Here is a 25,678-nt window from a genome sequence, read left to right as displayed (position 1 = left end):
GGTAGGGGCCTCGCCGCTTCGAGGCCATGACTGCCTTTGAATTTGTGTCCATAAATCCCTTCGTGGGCACAAATTTGAGGTGCCCGTCCGCGAGGTATCTTCAGACAACGAAGCTTCGGTGGAAAGACGGTTGTGGCCGGACGCTTACACAAGTCATAAGTCAACTAGAAGAACTAAAGATCCTCGCTGGCTCTGGCCGACTGCTGTTTCCATCAACGACAAACCGAGATCGCCCAATTTCCGAAAACACGGTCACTTACGCTATCGCCCGTATGGGCTTCAAAGGCCAAATGACTGGACATGGTTTTTGCTCGGTTGCGTCCACCATTCTGAACGAACAGGGGTACCGACACGACGTCATTGAGCGGCAATTGGCGCACGCTGAAAAAAACCAGGTACGCGCTGCGTACAACCGCGCCGAGTATTTGCCCGAGCGAAAGAAGATGATGCGAGATTGGGCAGACTACTTGGACAAACTGAAAGCAGGAGCGGCAATTATTTCATTATTAACCCGGCAATCAAATAGATGACAAAGCTGCATATTGGACAGCCGAATGATTGAAATAAGCCATCACCCGTTCCGGTGTTTTGCTGAGGAATTCCATGAATCCGGTCGCCTTTTGCAGCAACGCCTTTTTGCTGGTGGCACGGTCAGAGGAACGCAGCCCGGTTTTGAAATCCCGGTTCAGGTATTCGTCGGGATTAATCTCCGGCGAGTACGGCGGGAGATAGAAGACCTCAATTTGATCCGTCCTCTCCGCCAGCCACGCGGTGACCAGCTTGGCGTGATGGACTTTCAGGTTATCGAGAATGAGAAAGACTTTCTGGCCGCTGTCGGCGATCAGCCTTTCCATGAACCCAATGAACAGGTCGGTGTTCATGGCTTCTTCAATGAACTCGAAGCGAACCAGCCCCTGGTTGCTGATGGCAGAGACCATCGACAAGCCATGTCGCTTGCTCGGTGCAGCCAGGACTGGTGTTTGGCCAGCCGGCGCATAACCGCGAAGCCAGTGCCCGTCTTCCGCCACCGCTGTCTCATCACCCCAATAGATGGTGGCTCCTTCAGCCTTAGCCCGGGCAGCGATTGTCGGGTAGGTGTCATTGAGCCACTGCTCAACCTTGACGGGGTTCTGCTCCAGCGCCCGCTTCATCGGTCGCTGCGGGGTGTAGCCCCAGCGCAGCAGGTATTCGCCCACCGTGCGAATCGGCATGTCGATGTCAAAGAGAACCTTGACCATTTGCATCACCGCACGGCGATTCCACAAGGCAAACGGCAAACTCAACTGCTTTGGATTCTCGCCCACGATGATCGAGCGCAATTGCCATTCCTGAGCCAAAGTCAGCGTCCGCCCCGACAAATAACGGCGACCCCGCGTCTTCGATTTCAGACCCGTCGAGCCTTCCATTGAATAGCGCTTGGACCAACCAATGACCGTGCTCACATGCACCCCAACTACCTTTGCAATGGCCTTCCAGGACAATTTCAGTTCTTCACGCATCCGCATCGCCTGCCGACGCATTTCGTCTTGGGCATCGCGGGGCAATTTACGGGCATCGAACTTTTCCATGCCCAGTATTATATCAAAATCGGCTATTTGATTGCCGGGTTAATAATTCGCGCCGGGAAAAATATTCATCTCGTAGTTGCATGAATGCTTTTCTTGCTAAGTGAGGCAACAATAGACGCAATGGCATGCGTAGCGCGTGTCCGCGTACATAGAGTAAAAAGCGCGCAACGAACGTGCCCAAGTCGTCGCAACTTGAATGCTCAGGCTTTAGTCCTCTCGTAAATAAATTGTCCATGGCGTGAAGAAAAATCCGGTTTGGGGCATTTTTCGAAAGTAATGCTAGGTAAGGGGCGCATGGTTCTTTGAGTACGGTGCCGATATAGCGTAGGGCATAGTAGAGCGGTCGGCCAAGTCCAAGTTCCTGGGCTCGAGAAATTAGTTGCTGCCAATCCGCCTCTGAAACCATCGTTTGACGGATGAGATCCCTGATATCGAATAGGTCGCGCAAGGCATGATCAAATTCGCCGTCGTTGAACAGATGTACGGCACTGTGCAGGATCATATCTGGTGCGGATAGTACGAAAACGCCTTGGGTGCTAAGGCATGGGCGTATATTCGCAAGAAGCTTATTTGCAGCCAGATGAACCGGGCCCGAGTCTGGCACGATATTGTGATGAACATCGATAATGCTGTGACGGGTTAAATGTCTAAGTGGTGGAATTTCATGCATCCACGTCCGGTAATAATGATCATCGTACGTGTCGTGCTGGATACTGGCCCAGCCGTGTATCAGGAGGCTGAGTTCAACATCATTGATCCTGTCTTTTGGTACCAAGAGGTCGATGTCGTTAAATGTTCGGCATCGAGCAGGCATAGATTCCGCCAATTCGTAGGCAGCCCCCTTTAGTAGAACTAGTTGGACATTGATCGAATTTAGCGCTTCAGCGATATACGCAACCTCGTTCCGAATGGCATTGCGGAGATGAGCTTGGTGCGCCATTGTTGCAATGAAATGCTGTCGCACAGAGTGCGGTACAAAATTCTCTAAAGATGCTTCGCGTATGGTGACGGCAAGGCGTGTGAGTAGTTGTGATGACCTTGCTTGGCGAATGCATAGTTCCCAATCCGGGATTGTTAATTGCCGGATTGTCTCAGGGGATATCAGTGTGTCGATGAGGAGGCGGTTGGCCTGCATCTTAGGATTCGTCAGTTAGCCGGTTTATCTGGTGAATCACGTCTTGCAAATTGCTATAGGTCGCGCTGAAACCAGTGATTTGGGTCACCATGTGGGCCATGCTCAAGAAACCTTTTTTGCGAAGAATGTTGTAATTGAACGCATTGTCAATCAAGCGCATGCAGAGATCTGCTTTTTCTATTGATAGTATCTGGGTTTCGGCATTGGCTGAGTACTGAGGAAAGATTACCCAGCGAGGAGGGGTAAGCTCACTGCAGCGCATCACGCTGTCGGGCGATGGCTTCATGTGTGCCACAGTACCTTTAGCGGTATCGTAGACCGGGGCTGTGATATGGTGACTTGGCGAGAACTTTTTCAATACTTCAATTGAATTATTTTTTAAGCTGATAGGGCGACCTAGTGGGTAGATCAACCCATTATTTGGGTTAATTAATATCAGCTCATCAGACAAAAGGCGCCAGCCTTGGGTCATTAACGCGCCACATAAAGTGCTTTTTCCGGAGCCGGAAGGTGCTGGCATCAGCAAGGCTTTGCCATTGCGCTCCAAGACCGCCCCATGAATGATCAGGAAGGCATGGGCGTGGTTATATATGCACCAATTCATGCCCCATTCCAGCAAAGCGAATCCTTGGCCGGCAGTAAGAGGTTTGAAAGGAATTTCGCCATCGAATTCAAAAATGCTCTGCGGGCGAATCCATCGACGAACACCTTTGGCACGGTCCACGGATATATGAAAATCTGCGAATGTATCCGACTCAACAGTAGGGAATTGGTCGTAAAGTACAACCAGCCCATCTCTGACTGCTTCTAGCTTGCTGCGAATCGAGAAAACAAACGGCCCGGTTTTTATCCTCAAGCCATCAACAGCAAGCCGACGAGTCAGTTCCGTAAGGGAGAGGTCGGCAATCTTCAACGGGGGTTTTTTTCAGTAGGCCAATCGAACACAGTGCCGATAACAACTCTTCAACTTCGCTAAGTGTACTTGGATAAGTATCCGGCATTGACTTGAGAAGCTCGTTTGCAGTTATGACGATTTCGTCTTGAGCTGACTCGAATACCTTAAGAATATGCCCGGCTGGCGATAGTGCCCGGTGAGTGTCGCCGGACAGGTTATTGTATAACACTGCTTCATCATTCCAAGAAACCCAATTAAATTGGGTTCTGGCCTCGTTGGGTAGGCAGTATGTGAAGCTCATTATGGCCAGTCTGTGGTCCCGTCATATAGATTGTTTGCGGCATCAAACGTATCCTTTAACCTCGCGAGGGCGTCGGGGGTGCGTTCAAAACAGGAGATAGCTGCCGCATTCTTGAACATGTTAACCACATCCGTTGGTGAATAGGTATATCCCTTGCCGCTCGGGCTGGACTTCGGGAAGGCGTGCGCGTTTACGTAGGCTCCGACAACATGCATTGCGATATTTCCCGGATTGCTATCTGACGCGCCATCCAATTGAATGACATCTCCTAGGGTCTTTCCCGCGAACAGGCTGGCAGTTGTGCTCTTGTATTTCCAGCTACCAAAAATTCCAGTAAATGCTTGGCCTGATGAGCAGTCCGACGGCCATAGCTCAGGATGGGTTTTCCATTTTCCTGCAGATCTCCCGCAGCCTAGGAATGTCTGCCTGCCCGATAGGTTGGCGGAGTTGAGCGCCGAGCGTGTGCATCGATCTCCTGCCCATGCTGGTTGATTGGCAGCGGTAACGATCAAGGCTGAAGCGGATATGGCGGAGGTGAGCACCCGGCGGCGCTTGCTTTCGGTTGGCTCGGGCAGTTCTTGGCTAACCGCTTCTCCGGTAGAACTTTTATTTGGTTGCTTATCTAGCATGGTGGCACCAGTTGGTTAATATCAATTCGACCTTGCCTCGAGAGGGCGATAAGTATGATCGAGCATCAATAAATTTGTTCACTTGACGAATTGCAAGCAAAATTCGTGCAAAAACACATTATCCATTTAAATTCATTTGGTTACATTTTTTTGGGTTGTAGATTTTGAACCAACGATCAAATGAGAGCGGTTAGTGTAAAGAAAACTGACACTGGGGCTAGTTCATTAGTTGAAGCAAGAAGTGTACAGGGATTGCGTATGTTATTCCCGAAGGAGCTGACAAAGCGGCTTCTTTGGAGCCTTTTACAAAGACCATGTTGATTACGCCAATCACACGTCCATTTGCCGGGTCAAAGACTGGACTTCCGCTATTGCCCGGATAGGCCGTTGCATCAAGTTGAAGTACATTGAATTTTTGCTGTTTAAGTTGAGTGATTAGCCGTGCGCTTAGCTGGTTGGCATTTCCCCCCGGCAAGGCAATCGGGGTGATAGCTGAAACGATTCCACGGTGCGTCACTGGGGAGAAGCCCAATGCTCCTCCTATTGGAAAGCCCATGAAGGCAATGTTCTGGCCTTCATGGGCCGACAATGAGTCCCCTACCTCGAGAGCGGGTAGGGGAGGGCCATCAATACGAAGTACTGCGAGGTCGTGAGCAGGATCCTTAGCAACTACTTTGGCTCGACGCAACTCATTTTCTCCGTTTCGTTTTGCCAACAATACGGCGACCTCGGGGCCATCGGGGAGCGTGAGTTCAGGTAGTACGTGAGCATTGGTCGCAATATGATTGCCCGAGCCGAAGGCAAAACCGGTTCCTCGAAACACAAATGGCGGACTTTGCGTTTTTTGGTAGGTTCCGATAGCAACAACCGATGGTTTGACTTTCTCGATGATGTCGGAAAGTTCAGCAAAAACCCTTGATGAAATAAGGCAGCACCCAAAAGCAATGCTTGTTAACAGAAAGCGAGAGAATGGTTTTCTCTTCACATCATCCTTCGTGAGGCATTGATACGGTGCAATTCTGGCGAAGGTGAGGTTACCTGTGCATCAAATGGGTGATCCTGGCGCTTGAATATCTCTTTGATACGCGCCACGTATCCTTGGGTTTCCGCGTAAGGTGGGACGCCGGCATAACGGTTTACCGCGCCTTCTCCTGCATTGTAGGCAGCAGCGACTAATTCTATATTTCCCTGGAAATAGGCCAACAGCCATCGAAGGTAGGCTAATCCTCCGCGTATGTTTTGTTCTGGATCAAAAGGTTTTTTTACGTTGAATCGTTCGGCTGTTTCAGGAATCAATTGCATGAGGCCCTGGGCATTTTTGGGTGAAACCGCGCCCGGGTTGAAGTTCGATTCGGCGCGGATAATTGCCATTACCAAGCGCGGTGAAACACCGTATTCCGGTGCCAATTTCTGAACCAAGTCCATCACCTTGCGGTGTTCTGGTCGCGATTTCTCAACAATATCGTTGCCTTCGGTATCGAAGAGGCAGGCAGGTGGTTTGGTAGCAGGTTCTCCCACCTGCCGAAGCATGCGTGCTGCCAATGCGTCCCCTTGCTTGGCTGCCATGGCAAAGAAATATGCAGCAGTAGCATCGTCGCGGGGGATACCTCGGCCCATGGCATACATCCAGCCTGCGTTGTACTGGGCTTCCATGTCGTTAAGACGAGCCGCCTCACAGTACAACTCTAGCGCTTTTTCCGGGTTACGCGGGTTTCCATTGCCATGTTCAAAACTCTTGGCTTCCTCACGAATAGCCGCTGCTCGTTTGCCTTGTTCGGAGAGGTCGGCAACGGCTGGCGGAGTAATGGAAAAGGCAGCAAGAAACGCCAAAAGCAACCAAGGTCGCTGTCCCTGATTGGTTTGCTTCGAGCGTTTCGTTGATCTCATTTTATAGACGCCAGACCGTAATGCCATTTTCCGAAAAAGCCTTGCTATCAAGCATGCTCTTGACGTCAGTGATTACGCCATCTTTTTCCAGTTTAGCTACGAAATCACCAATTGGAAGGGCTTTGAATTCTTTGTGATTGACGGCTGCAACGATGGCAGCAGCCTTCGGCAGATCGTTCCAGGCAACTAGATCGACGCCGTATTCATGGCGTGCCTCGGCAGCATCGGCAACAGGGTCGTGAACCACCACCTTGGCGCCATAAGACTCCAATTCTCGAATGACATCTATGACTCGTGAGTTACGCAGGTCAGGGCAGTCTTCCTTGAACGTCAAGCCAAGCACAATGATGGGGCAGTCCTTGATTGGGTGGCCTGATTTGATAAGCATTTTGATCGTCTGTTCGGCAACAAACTTACCCATGCCGTCGTTGATACGACGACCGGCAAGAATGACTTCAGGATGGTAGCCAAGCTTCTGCGCCTTGTGGGTCAGGTAGTAAGGGTCAACGCCGATGCAGTGGCCACCAACCAGGCCCGGGCGGAAGGGAAGGAAATTCCACTTTGTACCAGCTGCTTGCAAGACTTCCAGCGTATCGATGCCGATCTTGTCAAAGATGATTGCCAGTTCGTTCATTAGAGCGATGTTCAGGTCACGTTGTGTGTTCTCGATCACCTTGGCTGCTTCTGCAACCTTGATGTTCGATGCGGGGTAAACCCCGGCGGTAATAATGCTGCCGTAGATTTCCTGCACTTTGGCCAGTGTCTCGGGGGTGTCACCAGAGACTATCTTGATGATCTTGGTGACTGTGCGTTCCTTGTCACCAGGGTTGATTCGCTCAGGAGAGTAGCCAACGAAAAAGTCTTTTTTCCATGTTTTTCCGGATTCTTTTTCGATTATAGGGATACAGACTTCCTCGGTGGCGCCGGGGTAAACCGTTGATTCAAAAACAATGATCGCACCTTGCTTCAGATTTTGACCGACAGCAGTCGACGACCCAACTAGTGGGGAAAAATCAGGCTGATGGGCATCGTCAACCGGGGTGGGTACGGCAACTACGACGAAATCAGCTTCGCTGATGGCTGCGGGATCAGTGCCTACCTCAAGTAACGTCGCCGCCTTTAGGTCGTCGGTGCTGACTTCACCGGTTGGGTCGTAGTGTTTTTTATAGCATTCGATCTTGTGTGTGGACAGATCAAAGCCAATCGTCCGATATTTCTTGCCGAATTCCACTGCCAAGGGCAAACCAACATAACCCAAGCCTACCACTGCTATTGTCGTCATCGAAAATCCTTACTTAGTCGAAAGTTTATTATTTGCGTTTAGAGGCCCTGCAACAGCTTGGCAACTTCAGGTTGGCCGGAGAATTTATCCCCCAGCTTTGCCAGTGCCTCAAGTTCTTTGCGTGCTTCTTGTTTCTCGCCCGCCGATATCAACACCTTGGCAAGGTTGAGTTGAATCGGGGCAGCATTTGGTGTAACACCCATCGCCTTGCGTAACAGTTCGATAGCCCGTTTGGTATCGCCTTTTTGGGCAAGCAGCATGGCGAGGGTATCCATGATTTGTGGTTGTCCAGGCGCCAGTTGGTTAGCCTTTTCTGCATACTCAATGGCTTTGGGGGCCTTGAGTTCTCCCGACACCCAAGCCAGATTGTTCAAGACAAGCGCGTTGTTTGGCTGAAGATCGAGGGCTTGACGGTAGTGCTGAGCGCCCAGCGAGTAGTCTTTGCGAGCGGTCGCTGCATCACCTTGATGAACGAGGAGCGCAATGTCCTTGGGGTGCTCTTTCTGCCATGTCGCAGCCATCCGTCCGGCTTCTTGCGAGTTGCCAGATGCCATCAATACGGAATGAAGCTTGATGGCGATCTCTGGGCTGGCGGCTCGTTTCAGCGCATTCCGGTAGGCGTTTGCCGACTCGCTCCAGTTTTTGGATGTAGCGTGAATGTCTCCTTCCAACGCAAAACCAACGGCTTCCTTGGGCCGTTGTTTTTCGATCTGCTGAGCAATTTGCAGCGCTTCGTTCGGCTTTTTCGCATCCAGAGCCAGCAGAATCTGACCACGCTGCGCTTCAATCAAGTCTGGTTTGATATCGAGTGCCTTTTTCAGACTCTTTCCTGCTTCATCCTGGTTCTTGTTCGCAAGATGAACTTCTGCGGTTCGCAGTAAGGGTAAAGGTGAGGCTGGCTGTAGTGCCGCAAGCTTTGCATAGCTTGCCAGTGCCTGATTCATGTCCCCGGCCATCTGTTGGGTGCGTCCCAGTGCCTCGATGATTTCAGGTTTATCCTTGATTGCTGCTGCAGCGTCATTCGCAGCACTCATGGCCTTTTTTGTATCCTTTTGGCTAAGGTAATACTGGATCAGGGCTAGTCTCGGGTTGACTTCAGTGGGATTCGTCGTGATTGCCTTGCCAATCAGGGCTGCAACTTCGTCAGCTGAGCCTTTGCTGGCTGCCTTTAATTCAGCAAGGGCAAGCAATGCCGGGAAGCTCTTTGGGTCAGCAACAAGTACGTTTTCGAAGCGCTTTCTTGCGTCATCCGGCTTCTTTTCAGCCAGATCGATTTTTGCGAGGCTGGCGGCGGCTGGGAAGAAAGCCGGATTGATCTTTAGTGCAGCCTCATAGCTTGACCGAGCGCCAGCCAGATCTTTCTTTAGCAAGAGTGTCTGTGCGCGTAGATTATGTGTCGCAGGGTTATCAGGCTGCTTCTTTTCAAGGCTGTCGATTGCTTTCAGCGCCTTGTCGGCCTGGTTGGTTCGGATAAAAGTCGATATCAACGCGAGGTCGGCCCTAACGCCTTTATCGGCTTGGGCAATTTGTTCCAGATCCTCAACTGCACCTGAGACATCCCCCTGAGCCAAGTGGGTCAAGGCGATTGATGTTTTTTTACCAGGGTCGTTCGGGTCGAGCTTGCTGGCTTTGGCGAAATACTCTTCAGCCTTTTTGGCATCACCGTTTTGCAAATAGGTTTCTCCGGCCAGCGTCAGCAGAGCCGAATCAGTATCAGCCTTATCAAGCATGGGTTGGAGTGTGTTGAGTGCCTTGGCGGCTTGCCCGTTGCGAAGATAGGTGGAAACTAGCGTGCGTCGTGCGAAGCGCAATTCAGGCGCTTGTGAGAGCGCTTTATTCAAGTAGGTTTCTGCCTGAATGTAAGAGCGCAATTGAAACTCGACAGCGCCGGCCAGTTGCAGTGCAGTTGGATTGTTGGGGTTGAATTTAAGAAGATCTTGAAGTTTTGAGCGCGCACCTTGGAAATCCTTGCGCTGGAAAGTCGCCTGGGCATCCAGATAGAGTGTTTGCGGATGTTTCGGTGCAATTTTCTTCAAGGCGTCGATCTGAACCGAGGCTTCGTCGAATTTCTTTTGCTGGAACAGCGTGGTAATGACCGCTGCGTGCCCTGCGATGAAATCCGGCTTGGCCTCGATGGCCTTCCGATATTCAACCAATGCAGCTTCGGTTCCTGTCTTTACGCCCAGCAAAGACCCATTCAGGAGCAACGCATCGTGATTCTTTGGGTTTTTCTCCAATACCTGGGTGACAAGTGATTGGGCGCTTTCCAGATCACGATTGGCGACTTTGTTACGAGCCAAGGAAAGCAGGGCGGGGGCAAAATCCGGTTGCGCCTTCAGTGCGTCCGCAAGTGCGGATTGAGCGGCGTCTCGGTTGCCTTGAACGAGGTAAGCAACGCTCAAGCTTGTCTTGAGTGCAGCGAGTGGCTCCCCGCTGAGCGAATCTGTTTTTCCAAATTCGTCGATTATTTTTTTTGCTTGGCCTGCACCAAGCATTGCCTTGACTAGAAGAGGGATTGTCTGTTCTGCGGAATACTTCAGATCATAAGCCTTGCGTAGCTCAACTTCAGCGCCAGCAATGTCTCCGGTCTCAAGGAGCGTTTTTCCGAGCAAAAAGCGCGCCTCGCCAAGGCTCGGGTTTTGCTGAAGGGCATTTTTTAGCTGAATGACCGCAGCCTTGTTGTCATTCTTGGCAAGAAAGTCTCGACTTGAGGCGATCAGTGATTCCGGGGAGTCTCCACAGCCGCTAAGAAACGCAGCAAGCAATGCAGTAGTGAGAGCGGACGTAATGAAGAAACTGTTTTTTTTCATGATTGTCTTCTTTGCTGGATTTGCTTCGGATTATTTCAAACCAAGGCGGTGCATAAGGTCGTACAGGGTTGGTCGGCTGATCCCGAGGATTTCGGAAGCACGAACCATGTTGCCGTCGGCCCGGGAAACTGCAGTGGCTACGGCGCGTCGTTCAGCCTCTTCGCGAACGAGTCGCAAATCAATAAAGTTCGCAGTGCCTTCAAGATGATCAAGGCCGATGTCTTCACGAGTGATTTGGTGACCATCAGCCATGATGACAGCACGTTTGACCGCATTTTCAAGTTCTCGGACATTGCCTGGCCAATTGTGTGCCTCAATGGCTCGCACCGCGTCTTCCGTAAGGGTCATGCCGCCTCGCTTGTGATCATTGGCGAAACGGTGGACAAAGGCATGGGCAAGTAAGGCTGCATCCCCATCCCGGCTGCGAAGCGGTGGAATGTCGACAATGATTTCGGCCAGTCGATAAAAGAGGTCTTCCCGAAAACGGCCTTCCTTGATGTGTGATTTGAGATCCTGATGTGTCGCACAGACAATTCGAACATCAACGGGGATTTCATGTCTGCCACCGAGTCGTTCGATGACGCGCTCTTGCAAAAAACGCAGGAGTTTGGCCTGAAGTGCGAGTGGAAGATCGCCGATTTCATCAAGCATCAGGGTGCCACCATGCGCCGTTTCGATCTTGCCCAGCGTTGTTTTTGCTGCGCCGGTAAATGCACCTTTTTCGTAGCCGAACAATTCGCTTTCAAGCAGATTCTCAGGAATGGCCGCACAGTTAATGGCGACAAAACGCTCATTCTTACGCGGGGAGGCTTCGTGCAGGCCTCGAGCTAGAACCTCTTTGCCGGTGCCACTCTCTCCAAGGAGCAATACGGTGGCATTGCTGCTGGCCACTTTCTCAATTGTGCGGCAGATACGTAGCATGCCGGCGTCGCGGGTCAGCAAGCCACCAAGCGCTGTTGGGTGCTGCGCAGCCTGCAGTCTGCGGTTCTCTTGCTGCAATTCATAAAGACGGAACGCCCGGTCGATCGTCAGGGTTAGAAGTTCCGGTTCAAACGGCTTGGCGAAAAAGTCGTAGGCACCAAGGCCTATGGCACGCAAGGCATTTGCCCGATCATTTTGTCCGGTTAATACAATGACCTTGGTATCGGGCTGGGCTGAAAGTATTTGCTCCAGAAGCAGAAAACCTTCGGAGACCGAGTCTGCATCGGGTGGCAAACCTAAATCCATTGTGACTACTGCGGGATGGTGGCGGTGTACCAGAGCGAGTGCGCTTTCGCGATCAGCGGCAGCGATGGTTTCGTACTGATCAAAAGACCAGCGCAATTGCTTTTGCAGTGCCGGATCGTCTTCAACGATCAGCAACGGGAGCGTTTTTTCACTACTCACGCTGCCTCCCTTTGGTGAAGATCGGATTCTTGACGAATTTCCAGAAGAGGAAGGGTCAGGGTCATTCGTGTTCCAATGCCGGGGTTGCTATCGACAGTAATTTCTCCACCCAACTCCCGGATGTACTGGGCGCTTTCATATGCGCCAATTCCCATTCCGGCATGTTTGGTGGTCTGGAATGGCTTGAACAGTCGATCACGGATAAATTCGGGTGTCATTCCTTGGCCGGTGTCGCCAATTTCCAGCGAGGCGCGGTCACCGCGGCGCTCAAGGTTTATCCATACGCGGCCTTCGGCCGGTGTCGCATCAAGTGCGTTCTGTGCAAGATGTCCGATCACTCTTTCCAGTCTTTCCTGATGCCCGCGTGTTGTGAGGGAGTTTGTGATGCTGACTTCAATTTGTCGTCCCTGTCCGCGCTTGTCGCGTTGAATTTTTTCTATGACATCCGAAAGACTAACACCAACCACCGCTCCCGGGGGTGTGGCCCCTTCACGGAGCTGCATCATCAGTTGGCGCATGCGCTCCACAGAGTTTTCGACGGTCATTAGCATGTCTTGCTGGAATTCTGGGTTGTCTCGGTGGCGCTCGGCATTTTTTAACATCAGGGAAAGTTGAGTGACAATATTTTTTAAGTCGTGCACCACGAATGCGGACATCTTGTTGAATGCGTCGAATTTTCGTACTTCGAGCAAAGCCTCTGTTGCTTGCATTTTGGCCAAGAAACTTGCTGCCTGGCAACCGGCGGTGCGTAACAGATCGTTTACTTCCCAATTGACGTTTAGCGGTGTGCGAGAACTTGCGAGAATCACAAAACCTTGCATTTCATTGCCAGCCATTAAAGGAATGATCAACCACGCGTTCGGGAGTTCTGAAAGCCAGCCAGGAATTTCAAGATTGTTATAGCGAGCGGGATAGCAGCGATACTCTTCAAGGTTGATCACCCAACCACTGGCGAGCAAAAAACGACAAAGTGGCGAGTCATGCTGCGCTTCCGAAGAACACTCAGGAAGATTCCAGCGCGCACTTTGTCGATACGTTGTTTGGTTTACCTCTCTCAGCCACAAAGTGCCGGCTGGGCTTTCAACCATGTCGGCAAGCCCCCGAATGACTTGCTGCCCCATGGTTTGCGGTGAGTCTTGAATGGTCAGCGTCTGGGTAAAACGCAGCCATTCTTCACGATAGTCGTAGCGGTAGCGGAAAAAATGTTTGCCAACCAGCACTTTCATCTTGGCGCGCATGGATCCTGATACCAACAGGATGCCCAGAAGTAGGGTTGCTGCGAAAATCAAGGCCAGTTGGAAGGCACGCCCCCATTCGCCGCCAAAGTAGCGAACGTAATAGCCAACACTGGCCATGAACAACAGGTAAATTCCAGCAAAAAGAAGTGTTGCCGAGTGAAAGGCGGCTTTCTGTGACAGACGGATTTTTGATGTCCAGTCCTTGCTTCGTTCTGTGGCGAGAATCAGCAGGGGAATCGACATAACCTGGATAAATCCGCGAACAGTCAGGGCATCGCTGTCAAAGCGGTTGAACATCATGGCGTCAGAGAATAGATAGACGTCAAAAGCGAACAGGAAGAACAGGCCAAGGCAGAGCGGTTTGACGTTCCAGCGAGAATCCTCGGTCACCGTTCGAAATAGTTGTTCTATGAGTATCAGCCCTAGCACCGCCTCGGCGAGACCGTGAAGGATTGTATTTCGTAGCCATTCCTGAGGAGAAAGTACGCCTATTGCAAGCGAAAGTTGAAGCGCTACCCCTCCCGTAACCAGCAACCAGCAGGCTTTGGGCAGCCATGCAGCAACTTGCGGTTTCTCGTCTGATGACTCGCTGAGTGGCAATAGCAGGGATAGGAGGAAAGCAAACCAGGCACCGTACCGAATGACATCAAGCATCGACGCAGTAACAAGCGTGATTGGTTTGGTATCGAGGGTGAAAGCCAAGCTGGCGAAGGCCCAGAGCGCCGAAATAAACCCTGTGGCGAGCATTCTCCGAGGGCGTTTTCCCTGGCGCCAATCATTGCCAAAAGAAAATAGATAGGCAGAAAAAGATAGATAGCCGAAGGCGGCGAGTCCGAAACCCCAAGAGATCAGCGAAGCGTTTGTTGTATCCATGAATGGGGTTCTTTGTTACGAATGGTCGTAACTGTTGGTGACTAATGAGCACCTTTGCCTGTCAGCACGACACCCACGGTTTCAAAGAGAACCACAATATCCAGAAATAGCGAGTGATTTTTCACATAATAGAGATCGTACTGCAACTTTTCAGCCGAATCCTCAACGGTGGCACCGTAGTGATACCGCACCTGTGCCCAGCCGGTTACGCCAGGTTTGACGCTATGACGAACCGCGTAGAACGGGATTTCCTTGGTCAGCTGATCAACAAAAAATGGGCGCTCCGGGCGCGGGCCGACGAGGCTCATGTCGCCTTTGAGGACGCTGAACAATTGCGGGAGTTCATCAATACGAAGTTTGCGGATGATTTGACCGACACGGGTGATTCGATTGTCTTGCGCTTGCGCCCAGATTGGCTTCCCATCTTTCTCGGCATCCCGCCGCATGCTGCGAAACTTGATGACGTTGAACAGACGACCGTTGAGGCCAACACGCTCTTGCCGGTAGAGCAGAGGAAAACCATCTTCCAGCACGATAAATACTGCCGCCAGAAGCATGACGGGCAATGCAGCGATGATCAGGATCGTTGCGCAGATAATGTCAAATATACGTTTTACGGCTGTCCTCAATGTGCCTTGGCAAAAGCCGTCGCCAAAGATAAGCCATCCGGCGTAAAGCGAATCAAGCCGAATTTGACCCAGGGTTTGTTCGAAGTGGCTTGCCAGATCGAGAACTCGAATACCTTGCAGTTTGCAGTCAAGAAGTTCTCGTAGCGGCATCGCTCCGCCTCTCCGCTCGCTGAGCGCGACAACGATTTCATCCACATTCATATTGCGCGCGGTGTCATTCAACGAGTGATCACGGCTGAGAATTAAATTCGTTGGCACCTGCGACTGGTCTTCATTTGCACCAGGGAAGAAGCCGATGATCTGGGCCGATGGGTCAGAGCGCTCCAAGGCAAGCTTGACCGCCAGTGCCTGGTGTCCAGTCCCAAAAACGAGAATACGGCGTCGCAACATTTTTGCGGCAGGGGCATGAGCTGCACCGACACGGGTAACCAGCATGCCAAATACGGCAGACATGGCTGAAAGATGGATTAATTCGCGATTGACTGCTGCCAAAGGCAACAAAGCGTAGAGGAGGTAGGCAACTGGGATTGCCAAGTAAAGCGACAAAACGACCCGAGCACGGGTTTCGGTCGAGGCACGAATGGAAAGACGCTGATAAAGCCCCAACACACCATTGATGCACAGCATGGCAATGGCAAAGAGCGAAGCGTAAATGATGATGTGTTGAGGATTGATCGGCAGGTCGCTGTGCACCCACATCAGCGTGATGGCGAGGCTGACAAATAGAAATGACAAGTCGAATAGCATCCCTGCGGCGCTTCGCCAAGAAAACCAGTGATTGAATAATCTGATCATGATGCTGAGGCTCCATCCTAGCTTCGCTGCCCGGAAATTAAGCTGGGTAATGGTGGCACTATCCCCAATTGCTTTTATCCCCTAGTCGAACCACGATCTGATGGGTCAAAACGTGGTTAGACTGGTTCTGTACACAGTATTTAGTCTATTTACTTTGGCATATCCTGCCTGTGCACTATTTCACAGAGACTACGAATGGAGGCAAAGAGTTTCGCTAGACAAGGGGCGCATTGTAATGAAATGCCATTGAAATTTCCCTACGACGAATGGCAGTTCGACATTATTCCGGTCTCGCGGCTGCTTGGAATGCTGATTTTGAAGAGCTTTGCTTGCGCGATGCGGAAAAAAGCCTCGCAAGCCTAAACGAGAACTTCAACGACTTCCGGGTGGCCAAGAAACCTTTGAGGGCTGGCACTAGCGCCGTAAGCGCCCGATTGGAATACCACAGCCAAGTCACCAGGTACGGCAACAGGGAGCGTCATTCGATCACCGAGTATGTCTAGCGGAGTGCACAAAGGTCCTACGATGGTGACTATTTCGGTATCCTCGGCCCCCATCCTGTTGCCAATAGAAACAGGGTAGTTTTTGCGTATCACTTGTCCAAAGTTGCCTGATGCCGAGAGGTGATGGTTCAGGCCGCCATCCGTGATCAGGTAGGTTTGTCCGCGCGAAATCTTGCGATCAACGATTCTGGAAACATAAATACCTGCCTCGCCCACGAGATAACGCCCCAATTCAATGACCAGCGAGGCGAGTGGGAAGTCTTGAGCGGCTCGGGCGACGAGATGGGTCAGATTGTCACCGATTGGTGATAGGTCGAGGTGCTGCTCACCTGGGAAGTAGGGGATACCGAATCCTCCACCCAGATTCAGGAAGCGTACCGGTGACGGCGCGTGACGAGATAGTGAAAGCGCTAATTCGTAGGATTTTTGCTGCGCTTCGCAAATGGATTCCGGTTTCAGGTTTTGCGATCCCGCAAATAAATGGAACCCCTCAAAACTCAACTTTAATTCACCAATACGAGCAAGCAGGGCCGGAACCTGTTCAGCATCGACGCCGAACTGTTTTGGTCCTCCGCCCATCTTCATGCCCGAACCCTTCAGCTCGAAATCAGGATTGACCCGGACGGCCACGCGCGCAGGCAGCGCCAGTTCGTTTGATACACGGGCGAGTACATCGAGTTCACGAAACGATTCGACATTGATTAATACTCCCGCAGCGACTGCCTGCCGAAGTTCAGCATCCCGTTTGCCGGGGCCGGCAAAACTGATTTCTTGCGGGTTACCGCCAGCGTCCAGTGCCACCTTCATTTCGCCGCCGGAAGCCACATCAATGCCATCAACCAAAGTCGCCATGAAAGCAACCAGCGCTGGCATCGGATTGGCTTTCATGGCGTAGTGCAATTTGACTCCGGCTGGCAAAGCAGCTTTCAGCTGACTAACCCGGGTGCGCAACAGTTCGCGGTCGTAGGCATAGAAGGGGGTCTGGCCAACGCGCTCAGCGAGGCGAGAGAGCGGCAAGCCGCCAATCAGCAACTCACTATCGACTGTGGCAAATTGAGTCATTGGCGCGTGAGTCGGGGGGGCTTTAGCTTCCATGGGCTTCGATCCAAGCAGTCGACAGGGTTTTTCGGTCAATTTTTCCGTTCGGGTTGCGGGGGAGTGGCCCATCTTGAATCTCAATGCCGCTTGGCACCATGTAGGCAGGCATGCGAGCACGGCATTCGGCGAGGAGGGCGGCAACGTCGAGCGTACCGTTGGCTGGTGCGGTGGCAATAACCTGAATGGCCTGGCCGAGTCGGTCGTTATCTACGCCAAAGGCAACACACTCTCCAACCATCTTTGTCGCGTACAGAATCTCTTCAACCTCGGTGGGGCTGACCCGGTAACCTGAGGTTTTCATCATCTCGTCACGGCGGCCGATAAAGTACAGGAATCCTTCTTCGTCCATGCGTACGGTGTCGCCGGAAAATACGGCGATTTCAGGCAACACAAGACCGGCCTCGCGGCCAGGAGCATGGATGGGGAGCGGTTTGTAGCGCTCAGCAGTCTTTTCCGGATCGTTCCAGTATCCCATGCCGACCAAGGCGCCACGATGCACCAGTTCGCCTGGTTCGTTTGGCCCGCAAGTCGAGCCGTCCTCGCGTAGCACAAGGATCTCAGCGTTTGGAATTGCCTTGCCGATGGAATCCGGTCGCTTGTCCACTTCGCAGGGCGGGAGGAAGGTTGAGCGGAACGCCTCAGTCAGACCGTACATCAGGAAGGGTTTGCTGCGGGGCAGGTGGCGGCGCAGGGCATCGAGTGTTTCGCGCGGCATGCGGCCACCGGTATTAGCGAAATAACGCAGGTGGTCTGTGATGCCTTCCGGCCAGGCCAGTTGCGTCAGCTGGATGTAGAGCGGCGGCACCGCTGTCAGGCCGGTGACCTTCTCGCGCTCGATGGCATTGATCACGTCGCGCGGTAGCAGGTAATTGAGCAGCACTACACGGGCACCGACATGGAAGGCCGTCGTCAACTGGCTGAAGCCAGCGTCGAAGGACAGTGGCAGGGCGGCTAGCAGGGTATCGCCGGCATGGTTTTCCAGATAGCTGGCTACGCTCTTGGCGCCGGCGACCATGTTGCGGTGCGATAGCACCACGCCTTTCGGCTTGCCAGTGCTACCGGAGGTATAAAGAATGCCGACAACGTCGGTATCGATGACCCGATGGCCTTGCGCAGAAGGGGCATCGAGTAGCGTGCTCCAGCTTAGTACGTTCAAGCCACCCAGCGCCGATAGCGCGCTGGGCGAATCAAGCACGACCACATGGCGCAGATCGTGGCAGGCCGGTAGAGTTTCCCTGAGCAGTGTCAGGCGCTCGGGCGAGGTGACCAGCACGCGGACATTGCAGTCGCGCATGATGTAACCCACCTGTTCCGGCTTCAGTAGCGGATTGAGCGGCACGAACACGCCGCCGGCCGCCGGTGCGCCAAAACTGGCAATCACTGTCTCGAAGCGTTTTTCCAGGTAAATGGCAACCCGCTCACCGCGTGCCAGACCAAGTCCGATCAGGCCGCTGGCAAAGCGGGAAACGGATTCCTGCAGTTCGCCGTAGTTGAGGGTAGTCTTGCCGTAGGTGAGGGCTGGAGCGGCGGCATCACGCTCGGCGGCACGGGAAATCAGTTCAGGTAGAAGCGTCGAGTCTCGCATGGGCAGGCAGTTTGGCAGAAATCGGAGTATGACGACGTGCAGTATCTCACAGTCCTAAACGGCAATCTCCCCCTATAATTCCGCTTCCCCACTAAATAGCTCAGGAGCATCGATTGAACATCCAGAACGAAGTGCTTTCCCTGCTTGACGAAATTCTTAGTCTCAATGGCCGCGCAACAGGGTTTACCTCAGATACTCCCCTGCTCGGGGCGATTCCGGAACTGGACTCCATGGCGGTGGTTGCCCTCATTACGAACCTTGAAGAACGATTCGGTTTCACGGTGGACGACGATGAGATCGAAGGGAGTACGTTCGCGACTGTTGGCTCCTTGGTTGACTTTGTAGCCGGCAAGCTTGGGGCCTGAGATGTTCTATAAAGCCCTGCTTCAGGCGATAGAGCGAACCTGACACGTCATGGCAGCCGCCCCGGAATCACCTCTCGTTGCGGCAATTCGCACGCTCGGGGTCACGAACGGTATGCTTTACCTGTTGGGCAGGAGCATGCAGAAATTGAGTCGGGGAAATTGTCGACTTATTCGCTATTACCTTGTGGCCCAGCCCGTTCCAGCGAACAGCGTGCCTGTATGCAAGCCATCGGATACCGATGTGGTTACAGTTGCCCGAAGCTCAGATCCGGTGACGGCCTTTTTTCCCAGGCCACCACACGTCATCGCCAGCCGCTTCGCTCGCCAACATAATTGTCTATTCGCAACCAGCAAAGGTGTTTTTTCCGGATTCCTCTGGTATGCCAACGACTTTTACGAGGAAGACGAAGTGCATTGCCGGTTCGTAATAGATCAACCAGCCGAAGGTGTCTGGGATTTCGACGTTCATGTAGAACCACGTTTCCGCTTGGGTAGGACATTTGCCCGCTTATGGGACGCAGCCAACATGCGGCTGAGCGAGCAAGGTATCAAGTGGAGTTTTTCGCGAATATCTGCATTCAACAGTCAGTCGCTGCAATCGCACAAAAGAATGGGATTGCATGTTTTTGCCAGGCTAAATTTTTTCTGCCTGGGCCCGCTGCAACTCATGATTTCCTCATGCTATCCCTTCATCAACATTAGCTGGAATGGTTTAGGCCGGCCCGTAATTCGCCTCAAACCAAAGCGCTAGGTCCCAAAGATTGACTCCATATTTTCTTCCTGTTGCTGACGGCTTTCGCTTCTGTGTTTTTCACGAGGCCCACATGCATCCGGCAAGAGGCGCTGTGCTGTATGTACATCCCTTTGCCGAGGAAATGAACAAGTCCCGGCGCATGGCTGCCAGGCAAGCCCGACGTTTGGCTGCCGCTGGTTTTTGCGTGCTACAGATGGATCTACTCGGCTGTGGTGATAGCTCTGGTGTGTTTGAAGACGCCACGTGGGATTTGTGGCTGAAAGATGTACTGTATGCCTGCGAACACCTAAGGTCTCGTAGCGAGGCGCCCCTTACGCTTTGGGGACTACGCGCGGGATGCTTGCTTGCGGCTCAGGCAGCGGCTGAGCTATCGGAATCAGTCAATTTCATTTTTTGGCAACCTGTCTTGTCCGGGAAACAGCATTGGCAGCAGTTCATGCGTCTGAAAATGGCAAGTGACTTGGTTTCTGGCAATGGGAAAGGGCTGGCTGATGAAATAAGACGGACCCTGGCTGACGGCCTGCCTGTTGATATCGCTGGATATTCGATTGCTCCAGGTTTGGCGCAAGGTATGGAATCGGCTGACCTCTTGCCTCCTTCCACTAAGTGCTCCCAGGTGGCGTGGATTGAACTCTCCAATCGGGCTGATGCCACGCTTTCCCCTGTTGCACAAAAACGAGTTCAGGACTGGTTGGCAGCGGGTTATCTTGTGCATACAGCGCTGGCAGCAGGCTCTGCATTTTGGCAAACAACAGAAATTGAAGATGCACCGGAACTGTTGCTGAAGACTATGGATGCTCTGGATGCTGAGTCATGAGCTACGTCGAATCTCCGGTCATGTTTTCCTGTGGCAGCGAGAGTCTCTTGGGCATTCTCACCAAATCTGAACCAACTAATAACCTTGGTGTGCTGATTGCTGTTGGTGGACCTCAATATCGCGTGGGTAGTCACAGGCAATTTGTTTTGTTGGCCCGATCTCTGGCTGCGGCCGGCTTCTCCGTATTTCGTTTCGACTATCGTGGCATGGGGGATAGCACAGGCGATTTACGTCAGTTCGATGACGTCAGCGATGATGTTGCAGCGGCCATTGATGCTTTTCAGGCTGCATGTCCCGAGGTGGAGCGGATTGTACTGTGGGGACTTTGCGATGCTGCATCGGCCAGCCTGATTTACTGGGATGTCACGCAGGATAAGCGCGTGGCAGGTATGGTTCTGCTTAATCCATGGGTGCGTTCGGAAGCCAGCTTGGCGAAGACCCATATCAAGCACTACTACCGTCAACGCCTTCTGCAAGCAGAGTTCTGGAAAAAGTTGCTGACTTTCAGGCTTGGGCTTGGCCAATCATTGAAGGGTCTGGTGGGGGCATGGCTACGTGCCCGAACAAATGAAGCTCAAGGAGCGTCAAGCAGTTCGTCTGGTATCTTTCAACGAAAAATGATCAGAGGTCTGCAGGCCTTTACCGGATACACCTTGCTTATTCTCAGTGGTGACGACTACACCGCCAAAGAATTTCTGGAGTATTGCCAAGCCGATGCTGAGGCAATGAAAGCGCTATCAGGAGCACGCCTTGAGCGTGTGAATCTGGTCGAGGCGGATCATACATTCTCAGCACCTGAGCAGCAGCAAGCAGTGGAAAGTGCCACGCTTTCCTGGCTTAGAAAGTTGATGGCGCGATAATGCGCAGGGTATTGCAACCGCCAATAGGCATTCAGGCAAGTAATGATGTTGGCCAGCTTCAGTGGATAAAGCTCGTCGTTTTTGCATGTGAAAGGGAAAAGTCTTGAGCCCTCATCCCATGCCCCGCATTTTGGCTGCAAGTACCCTGATTTACCTGGTGTTTGTGATCTATGGCAGTTGGGTGCCACTGAATTTCTCTCCATTACCGCTTGCAGATGCATTTCAGCGCTTTGCCAGTTTGCCTTTTGCCGACCAAGCAATCGAATCGGCCACGGATTGGGCAACCAACAGCATTTTGCTCATTCCCTTCACGTTTCTATTGGGGGGCTGGTGCAGGCATCGCTTTCCAGGCTGTGGTGCGCTTCTTTCAGTGATTTTGGCGGTAGCAACCGGGGTTGTACTGGCATTTTTCCTCGAGTTTTCACAGATATATTTTCCACCGCGTACTGTTTCGCAAAAGGACGTATTGGCATTAAGCCTCGGTGGGCTGCTCGGAGCGATAGCGCAATTGCGCTGGGGGGCGCTGGTTGGGCAGTGGCTGGGTACGCTTTGGCAAGCGGAGCAGGGGAGAAGTGGTCTGTTAAAGGCCCTGCATCTTTACCTGCTGGTTGTTCTGCTATTCAGTATCTTGCCGCTCGATATAACAGTGAGCGCCGTCGAGATTTATCACAAATGGACGGAAGGGCGCCTCGTTCTTGTTCCATTCAGTGGCTTGAAAGGCGGCGTGGCGGAAATTGTTTACGAACTGGCTACTGATCTTCTGCTCTGGCTTCCCGTTGGTTTACTGCTTGCCATGGAACGGCGATCGTCGTCTTTAGGGGCGGCGATTGATGTCGGCCTACTGGCAATGGGGGTGGAGCTTGCCCAACTGTTTGTCTATTCGCGTGTCACTGACGTTACCGATCCTCTGCTGGCTGCCTTAGGCGGAGGATTGGGCGGTTATCTGGCGAGTCGAGAACGAAAGCTCTTCTCCATCATCTCTAGCCGCTCTTCGAGTTTTTGGTATCGCGCTTGGGGCGCCTGGGCAGTAACCATGGTCGTGGTTTTCTGGTTTCCCTTTGATTTTGCTGTCAGCTCAGTGCTGATCGAAAATGCGCAGGATATGCTGACAAGACTGCCATTTCTGACGCTCTACCAAGGAACGGAATTCCGCGCCATCAACGAAATCATTCGCAAGATCGCCTTGTTCGTCCCCGGTGGTTTGATTTTTGGCATGGCAGTCAGCAAATCGGGTGGCTCAGTGCGCGCTGGGGGGCTGCTGATGTTGATGCTGGCGTCAATCATCGAAACAGGCCAGTTATTCCTACCCGGCAAAGTTGCCGATACCACGGACATTTTATTGTTCAGTCTCGGTGGCTGGCTCGGGTTGCACCTAGCCAAAACCTTTCGCTCAGTTGATTGGAAAACTTTGAAATCAACAACGCCAAAGACAGTTCAAACTGAACCCAGAGCAGGGCTTTCGGTTGAAAGCACGACCCCATTTCCTGTGTCTATAGAATATTCACAGCTCATTGCTTTTGCTGTTCTTTTCATCGGACTGGCAGTGCTGATCAAGCTGCCCGGCGTCCCGTACAACATCAAGGAACTGGTGGCCCCTGGTATCGCCGGGCTTTTCTCGATTGCAGGCATAAGCATGGCGCTCCTATGGCTAATCAATGGCCATTTCCCTGTAATCCGGAAATTTGATCCGACCTCGCGAGCGTTGTGCTTCCTGCCGCTATGGCTGATCGGACATGCCTTGGTTAACTGGGTCTTGTTGCGGCTTAGCGTGCCGCTGGAAAGTATTCACGATATCGTCGGTAGTCCTGTCCTCGACTGGGCCTGGGATCTCGAGTTGATAGGCCGCTATGTGGCCTTGCACTGCGCAATTTCCTTGCCTCTGCTGGGTGCGATCATCCTGACAGCGAGTCTGAGCAGGGGGGGGCAGAAGGGGATTCTGGCGATATGGTGTCTCTGGTCCCTTCTGCTTGCCTGGCCGCTACACGCAGTTATTGTCAGCCATGCAGCCACCGACAACCTTACCGAGTTGATGCGCGGTGGCGGCGATTTTCCTTATGCCATGTTGCTGTTTTCAGGGGCGTTTCTGGCTTCACTGTCAGCTACCTTGCTGGCCAGCCTGCTGGCTCGCCCAAGCCATATTCCTGCAAAGCTATTTTTGATTGTTGCGGCGATGATCAGCAGTGTCGCCTGCCTATGGTTTGGCTCGGAACCGATGATCCTGAAATATGGAAAGGTCTTCTCGGCATGGCAGTTTCTTCTTAGTCCGGACCGCAACAACTATATCGTCGGCTCACAGTTGTGGCTTCATTTTGCTGTTGTTTTCACCGCCTATTTCGTCCTGGTTGCACTGCTGCACTACCCGTTCTGGAAAAACTGCGCCTCCTCGGTGTCGCAACCGCGATCCGGCAGGAGTCCGGAAGTGAGGGCTTGAGTACAGTGCCTCGTCTTGCCAATATTTCGCGATAAATAACTTTGGAAATCTCTCAATGACATCCATTCAGACCTGTCTAGTACTCGGAAAACCGCGATTTCGCGATACGGATATCCAGCAAGTCGCGACGAACCAAGGTGTATTGAGTGCCTGGCAAAATGCTTTTGAACGCCACAAGACCGAAGCCCCCAATACCGTTGCCGGCGATTTTGCAGTGGCAATGCAAACAGCGGCTGGCACTGTCTTCATGGCTGTTGATAGATTTGCCATTCGCTCGTTGTGTTATCGCGAAGTAGGCGGCCGGCTGCTCTTTGCCGAGCGCGCTGATGAATTGGCGGATGCAAGTACGGAAATTGATCCTCAAGCGATCTTTGACTATTTTTATTTCCACGCAATCCCATCTCCAAGGACGATCTTCAAAGGGGTCTATCGGGTACCTCCGGGTCACTATGTTTTGTTTGAAAATGGCCAATTAACTGTTGCGCCCTATTGGAAACCTGCTTTCGAAGAGGCCAGGAATCAGCCCTTCGAGAAGCTTCGTGATGAGTTCCGGGAGATTCTGCAGCAAGCAGCCGCTCGCCAGCTAGATGGAGGAAAAGCAGCATGCTTCCTGAGTGGTGGAACAGATAGTTCTACTGTTGCAGGGATGATTGGCCTCGCGCATGGTGCGCCAGCAGCGACATACTCAATCGGGTTCGAGGCCGAGGGTTACGATGAAATGGAGTTTGCACGCATTGCAGCACGCCATTTCAATACCGAGCACCACGAGTATTACGTCACACCAGACGATCTCGTGAGTAGCATCCCAATGGTTGCATCCAGCTACGATCAGCCCTTCGGTAATTCGTCAGCTCTCCCGGCCTACTACTGCGCAAAGATGGCAAAAGAGGGCGGCGTTTCCACGATACTTGCCGGTGACGGTGGCGATGAACTCTTCGGTGGAAATTCGCGTTATGCCAAGCAAAGGATATTCAATAGCTATCGGCATCTCCCAAGCCTCCTGAAAAAAGGACTTCTTGAGCCCTTATTCAGCCTGCCGGGAATGGACCAAATCCCCTTGGTTAAAAAAGGGAGTAGCTATATTGAGCAGGCCAGCATTCCGATGCCAGACCGTCTTCAGCTATACAACCTGATTACACGCCTCGGTGTTGATCAGGTGCTGACACCAGGGTTTTTGCAATCCATTAACCTGAGTGCCCCTCTTGGTCTTCAACGAGAGGTCTGGTCTTCTGCGATGACCTGCAATCTGACTAACCGGGAACTAGCGTTTGATTGGCGTTTTACGCTAGCAGAAAGCGATTTACCTAAGGTGTGTGGAACTACTCGCCTAGCTGGCATTAATGTCGGATTCCCGATGCTTGATGATGATTTGCTGGCGTTCTCATTGCGCTTGCCCGTCGAGTACAAACTTAAAGGGCTGAAGCTGCGTTGGTTCTTCAAGGAAGCGCTTCGTGGATTTTTGCCCGATGAAATCATCGTCAAAAAAAAGCAAGGATTCGGTCTTCCCTTTGGCGTGTGGCTGACTCGTCACGATGCATTGAGAAAGCTGGCCAGAAACTCTGTCATGGGGCTGGTTGATCGTGGAATTCTTCGTGCCGAATTTGTCGAGCGGCTCTTCAGCAAGCACCTCCAAGAGCACCCCGGTTACTACGGAGAGATGATCTGGATATCAATGATGCTTGAGCAATGGCTTCAAAGTCATCGGGCTGGCTACGCAATCAGAAATTTCAACTGAGTCCTCTTGTCTTCAGAATCCATATTCTGACTGTGTTTCAATTCACACAGGATATGCAATTTGGAGTCTAGACTTTCCGCTCCAGATAGCTGAAAGCTAATT

At 52.3% G+C, this 25,678-nt stretch carries 20 protein-coding genes; 7 read left to right on the top strand and 13 right to left on the bottom strand.

Annotated elements, in window-relative coordinates; genetic code table 11:
- Positions 1-26 precede the first annotated feature (26 nt).
- Positions 27-530 carry a tyrosine-type recombinase/integrase gene (locus KI617_RS20530; protein WP_404826700.1) on the top strand — a complete coding sequence of 168 codons (504 nt, stop codon included), beginning with the start codon at positions 27-29 and terminating at the stop codon, positions 528-530.
- Here KI617_RS20530 and KI617_RS10250 read toward each other — a convergent pair.
- The 13 genes from KI617_RS10250 to KI617_RS10190 form a co-directional block, all read right to left on the bottom strand.
- The gene (locus tag KI617_RS10250) at positions 519-1,568 is read right to left on the bottom strand and encodes an IS630 family transposase (RefSeq protein ID WP_226446022.1); all 1,050 of its coding nucleotides are present in this window, start codon (positions 1,566-1,568) and stop codon (positions 519-521) included. The two genes, KI617_RS20530 and KI617_RS10250, sit on opposite strands and share 12 nt — an antisense overlap.
- A gap of 13 nt (positions 1,569-1,581) precedes the next feature.
- Positions 1,582-2,703: a nucleotidyltransferase domain-containing protein gene (locus tag KI617_RS10245; RefSeq protein WP_226446021.1), complete on the bottom strand. Its 1,122-nt coding sequence runs from the start codon at positions 2,701-2,703 to the stop codon at positions 1,582-1,584.
- Position 2,704: 1 nt separating this feature from the next.
- The gene (locus KI617_RS10240; protein WP_226446020.1) at positions 2,705-3,616 is read right to left on the bottom strand and encodes an HprK-related kinase A; all 912 of its coding nucleotides are present in this window, start codon (positions 3,614-3,616) and stop codon (positions 2,705-2,707) included.
- Between the two features lie 282 nt (positions 3,617-3,898).
- Positions 3,899-4,528 carry a hypothetical protein gene (locus KI617_RS10235; RefSeq protein ID WP_226446019.1) on the bottom strand — a complete coding sequence of 210 codons (630 nt, stop codon included), beginning with the start codon at positions 4,526-4,528 and terminating at the stop codon, positions 3,899-3,901.
- Between the two features lie 217 nt (positions 4,529-4,745).
- Positions 4,746-5,513: a S1C family serine protease gene (locus tag KI617_RS10230; RefSeq protein ID WP_226446018.1), complete on the bottom strand. Its 768-nt coding sequence runs from the start codon at positions 5,511-5,513 to the stop codon at positions 4,746-4,748.
- A complete protein-coding gene (locus KI617_RS10225; RefSeq protein WP_226446017.1) occupies positions 5,510-6,415 on the bottom strand; it encodes a lytic transglycosylase domain-containing protein in 906 nt (301 codons plus the stop codon). Before KI617_RS10225 ends, KI617_RS10230 begins: the two co-directional genes overlap by 4 nt.
- 1 nt (position 6,416) lies before the next feature.
- Positions 6,417-7,697 carry a nucleotide sugar dehydrogenase gene (locus tag KI617_RS10220; RefSeq protein ID WP_226446015.1) on the bottom strand — a complete coding sequence of 427 codons (1,281 nt, stop codon included), beginning with the start codon at positions 7,695-7,697 and terminating at the stop codon, positions 6,417-6,419.
- Positions 7,698-7,735: 38 nt separating this feature from the next.
- Positions 7,736-10,507, bottom strand: a complete 2,772-nt coding sequence (gene prsT / locus KI617_RS10215; RefSeq protein ID WP_226446014.1) for an XrtA/PEP-CTERM system TPR-repeat protein PrsT — start codon at positions 10,505-10,507, stop codon at positions 7,736-7,738.
- A 30-nt stretch (positions 10,508-10,537) separates the two neighbouring features.
- Positions 10,538-11,893: a PEP-CTERM-box response regulator transcription factor gene (prsR, locus tag KI617_RS10210; protein WP_226446013.1), complete on the bottom strand. Its 1,356-nt coding sequence runs from the start codon at positions 11,891-11,893 to the stop codon at positions 10,538-10,540.
- Positions 11,890-14,004 carry an XrtA/PEP-CTERM system histidine kinase PrsK gene (prsK, locus tag KI617_RS10205; protein ID WP_226446012.1) on the bottom strand — a complete coding sequence of 705 codons (2,115 nt, stop codon included), beginning with the start codon at positions 14,002-14,004 and terminating at the stop codon, positions 11,890-11,892. Before prsK ends, prsR begins: the two co-directional genes overlap by 4 nt.
- Before the next feature lie 41 nt (positions 14,005-14,045).
- Positions 14,046-15,428: a TIGR03013 family XrtA/PEP-CTERM system glycosyltransferase gene (locus KI617_RS10200; RefSeq protein ID WP_226446011.1), complete on the bottom strand. Its 1,383-nt coding sequence runs from the start codon at positions 15,426-15,428 to the stop codon at positions 14,046-14,048.
- 359 nt (positions 15,429-15,787) lie between these two features.
- Positions 15,788-17,026, bottom strand: coding sequence for a pyridoxal-dependent decarboxylase, exosortase A system-associated (locus KI617_RS10195; protein WP_226446010.1), 1,239 nt, complete (start codon positions 17,024-17,026; stop codon positions 15,788-15,790).
- A complete protein-coding gene (locus KI617_RS10190; RefSeq protein WP_226446009.1) occupies positions 17,016-18,614 on the bottom strand; it encodes an acyl-CoA ligase (AMP-forming), exosortase A system-associated in 1,599 nt (532 codons plus the stop codon). Before KI617_RS10190 ends, KI617_RS10195 begins: the two co-directional genes overlap by 11 nt.
- A 113-nt stretch (positions 18,615-18,727) precedes the next feature.
- On the opposite strand from KI617_RS10190, the gene KI617_RS10185 reads away from it, so the two are divergent.
- The 6 genes from KI617_RS10185 to KI617_RS10160 all read left to right on the top strand — a co-directional run bounded on the left by KI617_RS10185 (position 18,728) and on the right by KI617_RS10160 (position 25,576).
- A complete protein-coding gene (locus KI617_RS10185; RefSeq protein WP_226446008.1) occupies positions 18,728-18,979 on the top strand; it encodes an acyl carrier protein in 252 nt (83 codons plus the stop codon).
- A gap of 49 nt (positions 18,980-19,028) precedes the next feature.
- Positions 19,029-19,730 carry a GNAT family N-acetyltransferase gene (locus tag KI617_RS10180; RefSeq protein WP_226446006.1) on the top strand — a complete coding sequence of 234 codons (702 nt, stop codon included), beginning with the start codon at positions 19,029-19,031 and terminating at the stop codon, positions 19,728-19,730.
- Between the two features lie 73 nt (positions 19,731-19,803).
- Positions 19,804-20,550, top strand: coding sequence for a hydrolase 2, exosortase A system-associated (locus KI617_RS10175; RefSeq protein ID WP_404826698.1), 747 nt, complete (start codon positions 19,804-19,806; stop codon positions 20,548-20,550).
- A complete protein-coding gene (locus KI617_RS10170) occupies positions 20,547-21,410 on the top strand; it encodes a hydrolase 1, exosortase A system-associated (RefSeq protein ID WP_226446003.1) in 864 nt (287 codons plus the stop codon). Before KI617_RS10175 ends, KI617_RS10170 begins: the two co-directional genes overlap by 4 nt.
- A 118-nt stretch (positions 21,411-21,528) precedes the next feature.
- Positions 21,529-23,841 carry a VanZ family protein gene (locus KI617_RS10165; protein ID WP_226446002.1) on the top strand — a complete coding sequence of 771 codons (2,313 nt, stop codon included), beginning with the start codon at positions 21,529-21,531 and terminating at the stop codon, positions 23,839-23,841.
- Positions 23,842-23,896: 55 nt separating this feature from the next.
- Positions 23,897-25,576, top strand: coding sequence for an asparagine synthetase B family protein (locus tag KI617_RS10160; protein WP_226446001.1), 1,680 nt, complete (start codon positions 23,897-23,899; stop codon positions 25,574-25,576).
- Positions 25,577-25,678: the final 102 nt, after the last annotated feature.

Origin of the sequence: Ferribacterium limneticum (genome assembly GCF_020510625.1) — a bacterium.
Classification (GTDB): Bacteria; Pseudomonadota; Gammaproteobacteria; order Burkholderiales; family Rhodocyclaceae; genus Azonexus; species Azonexus limneticus_A.
This window is presented reverse-complemented; position numbering and strand designations above follow the sequence as displayed.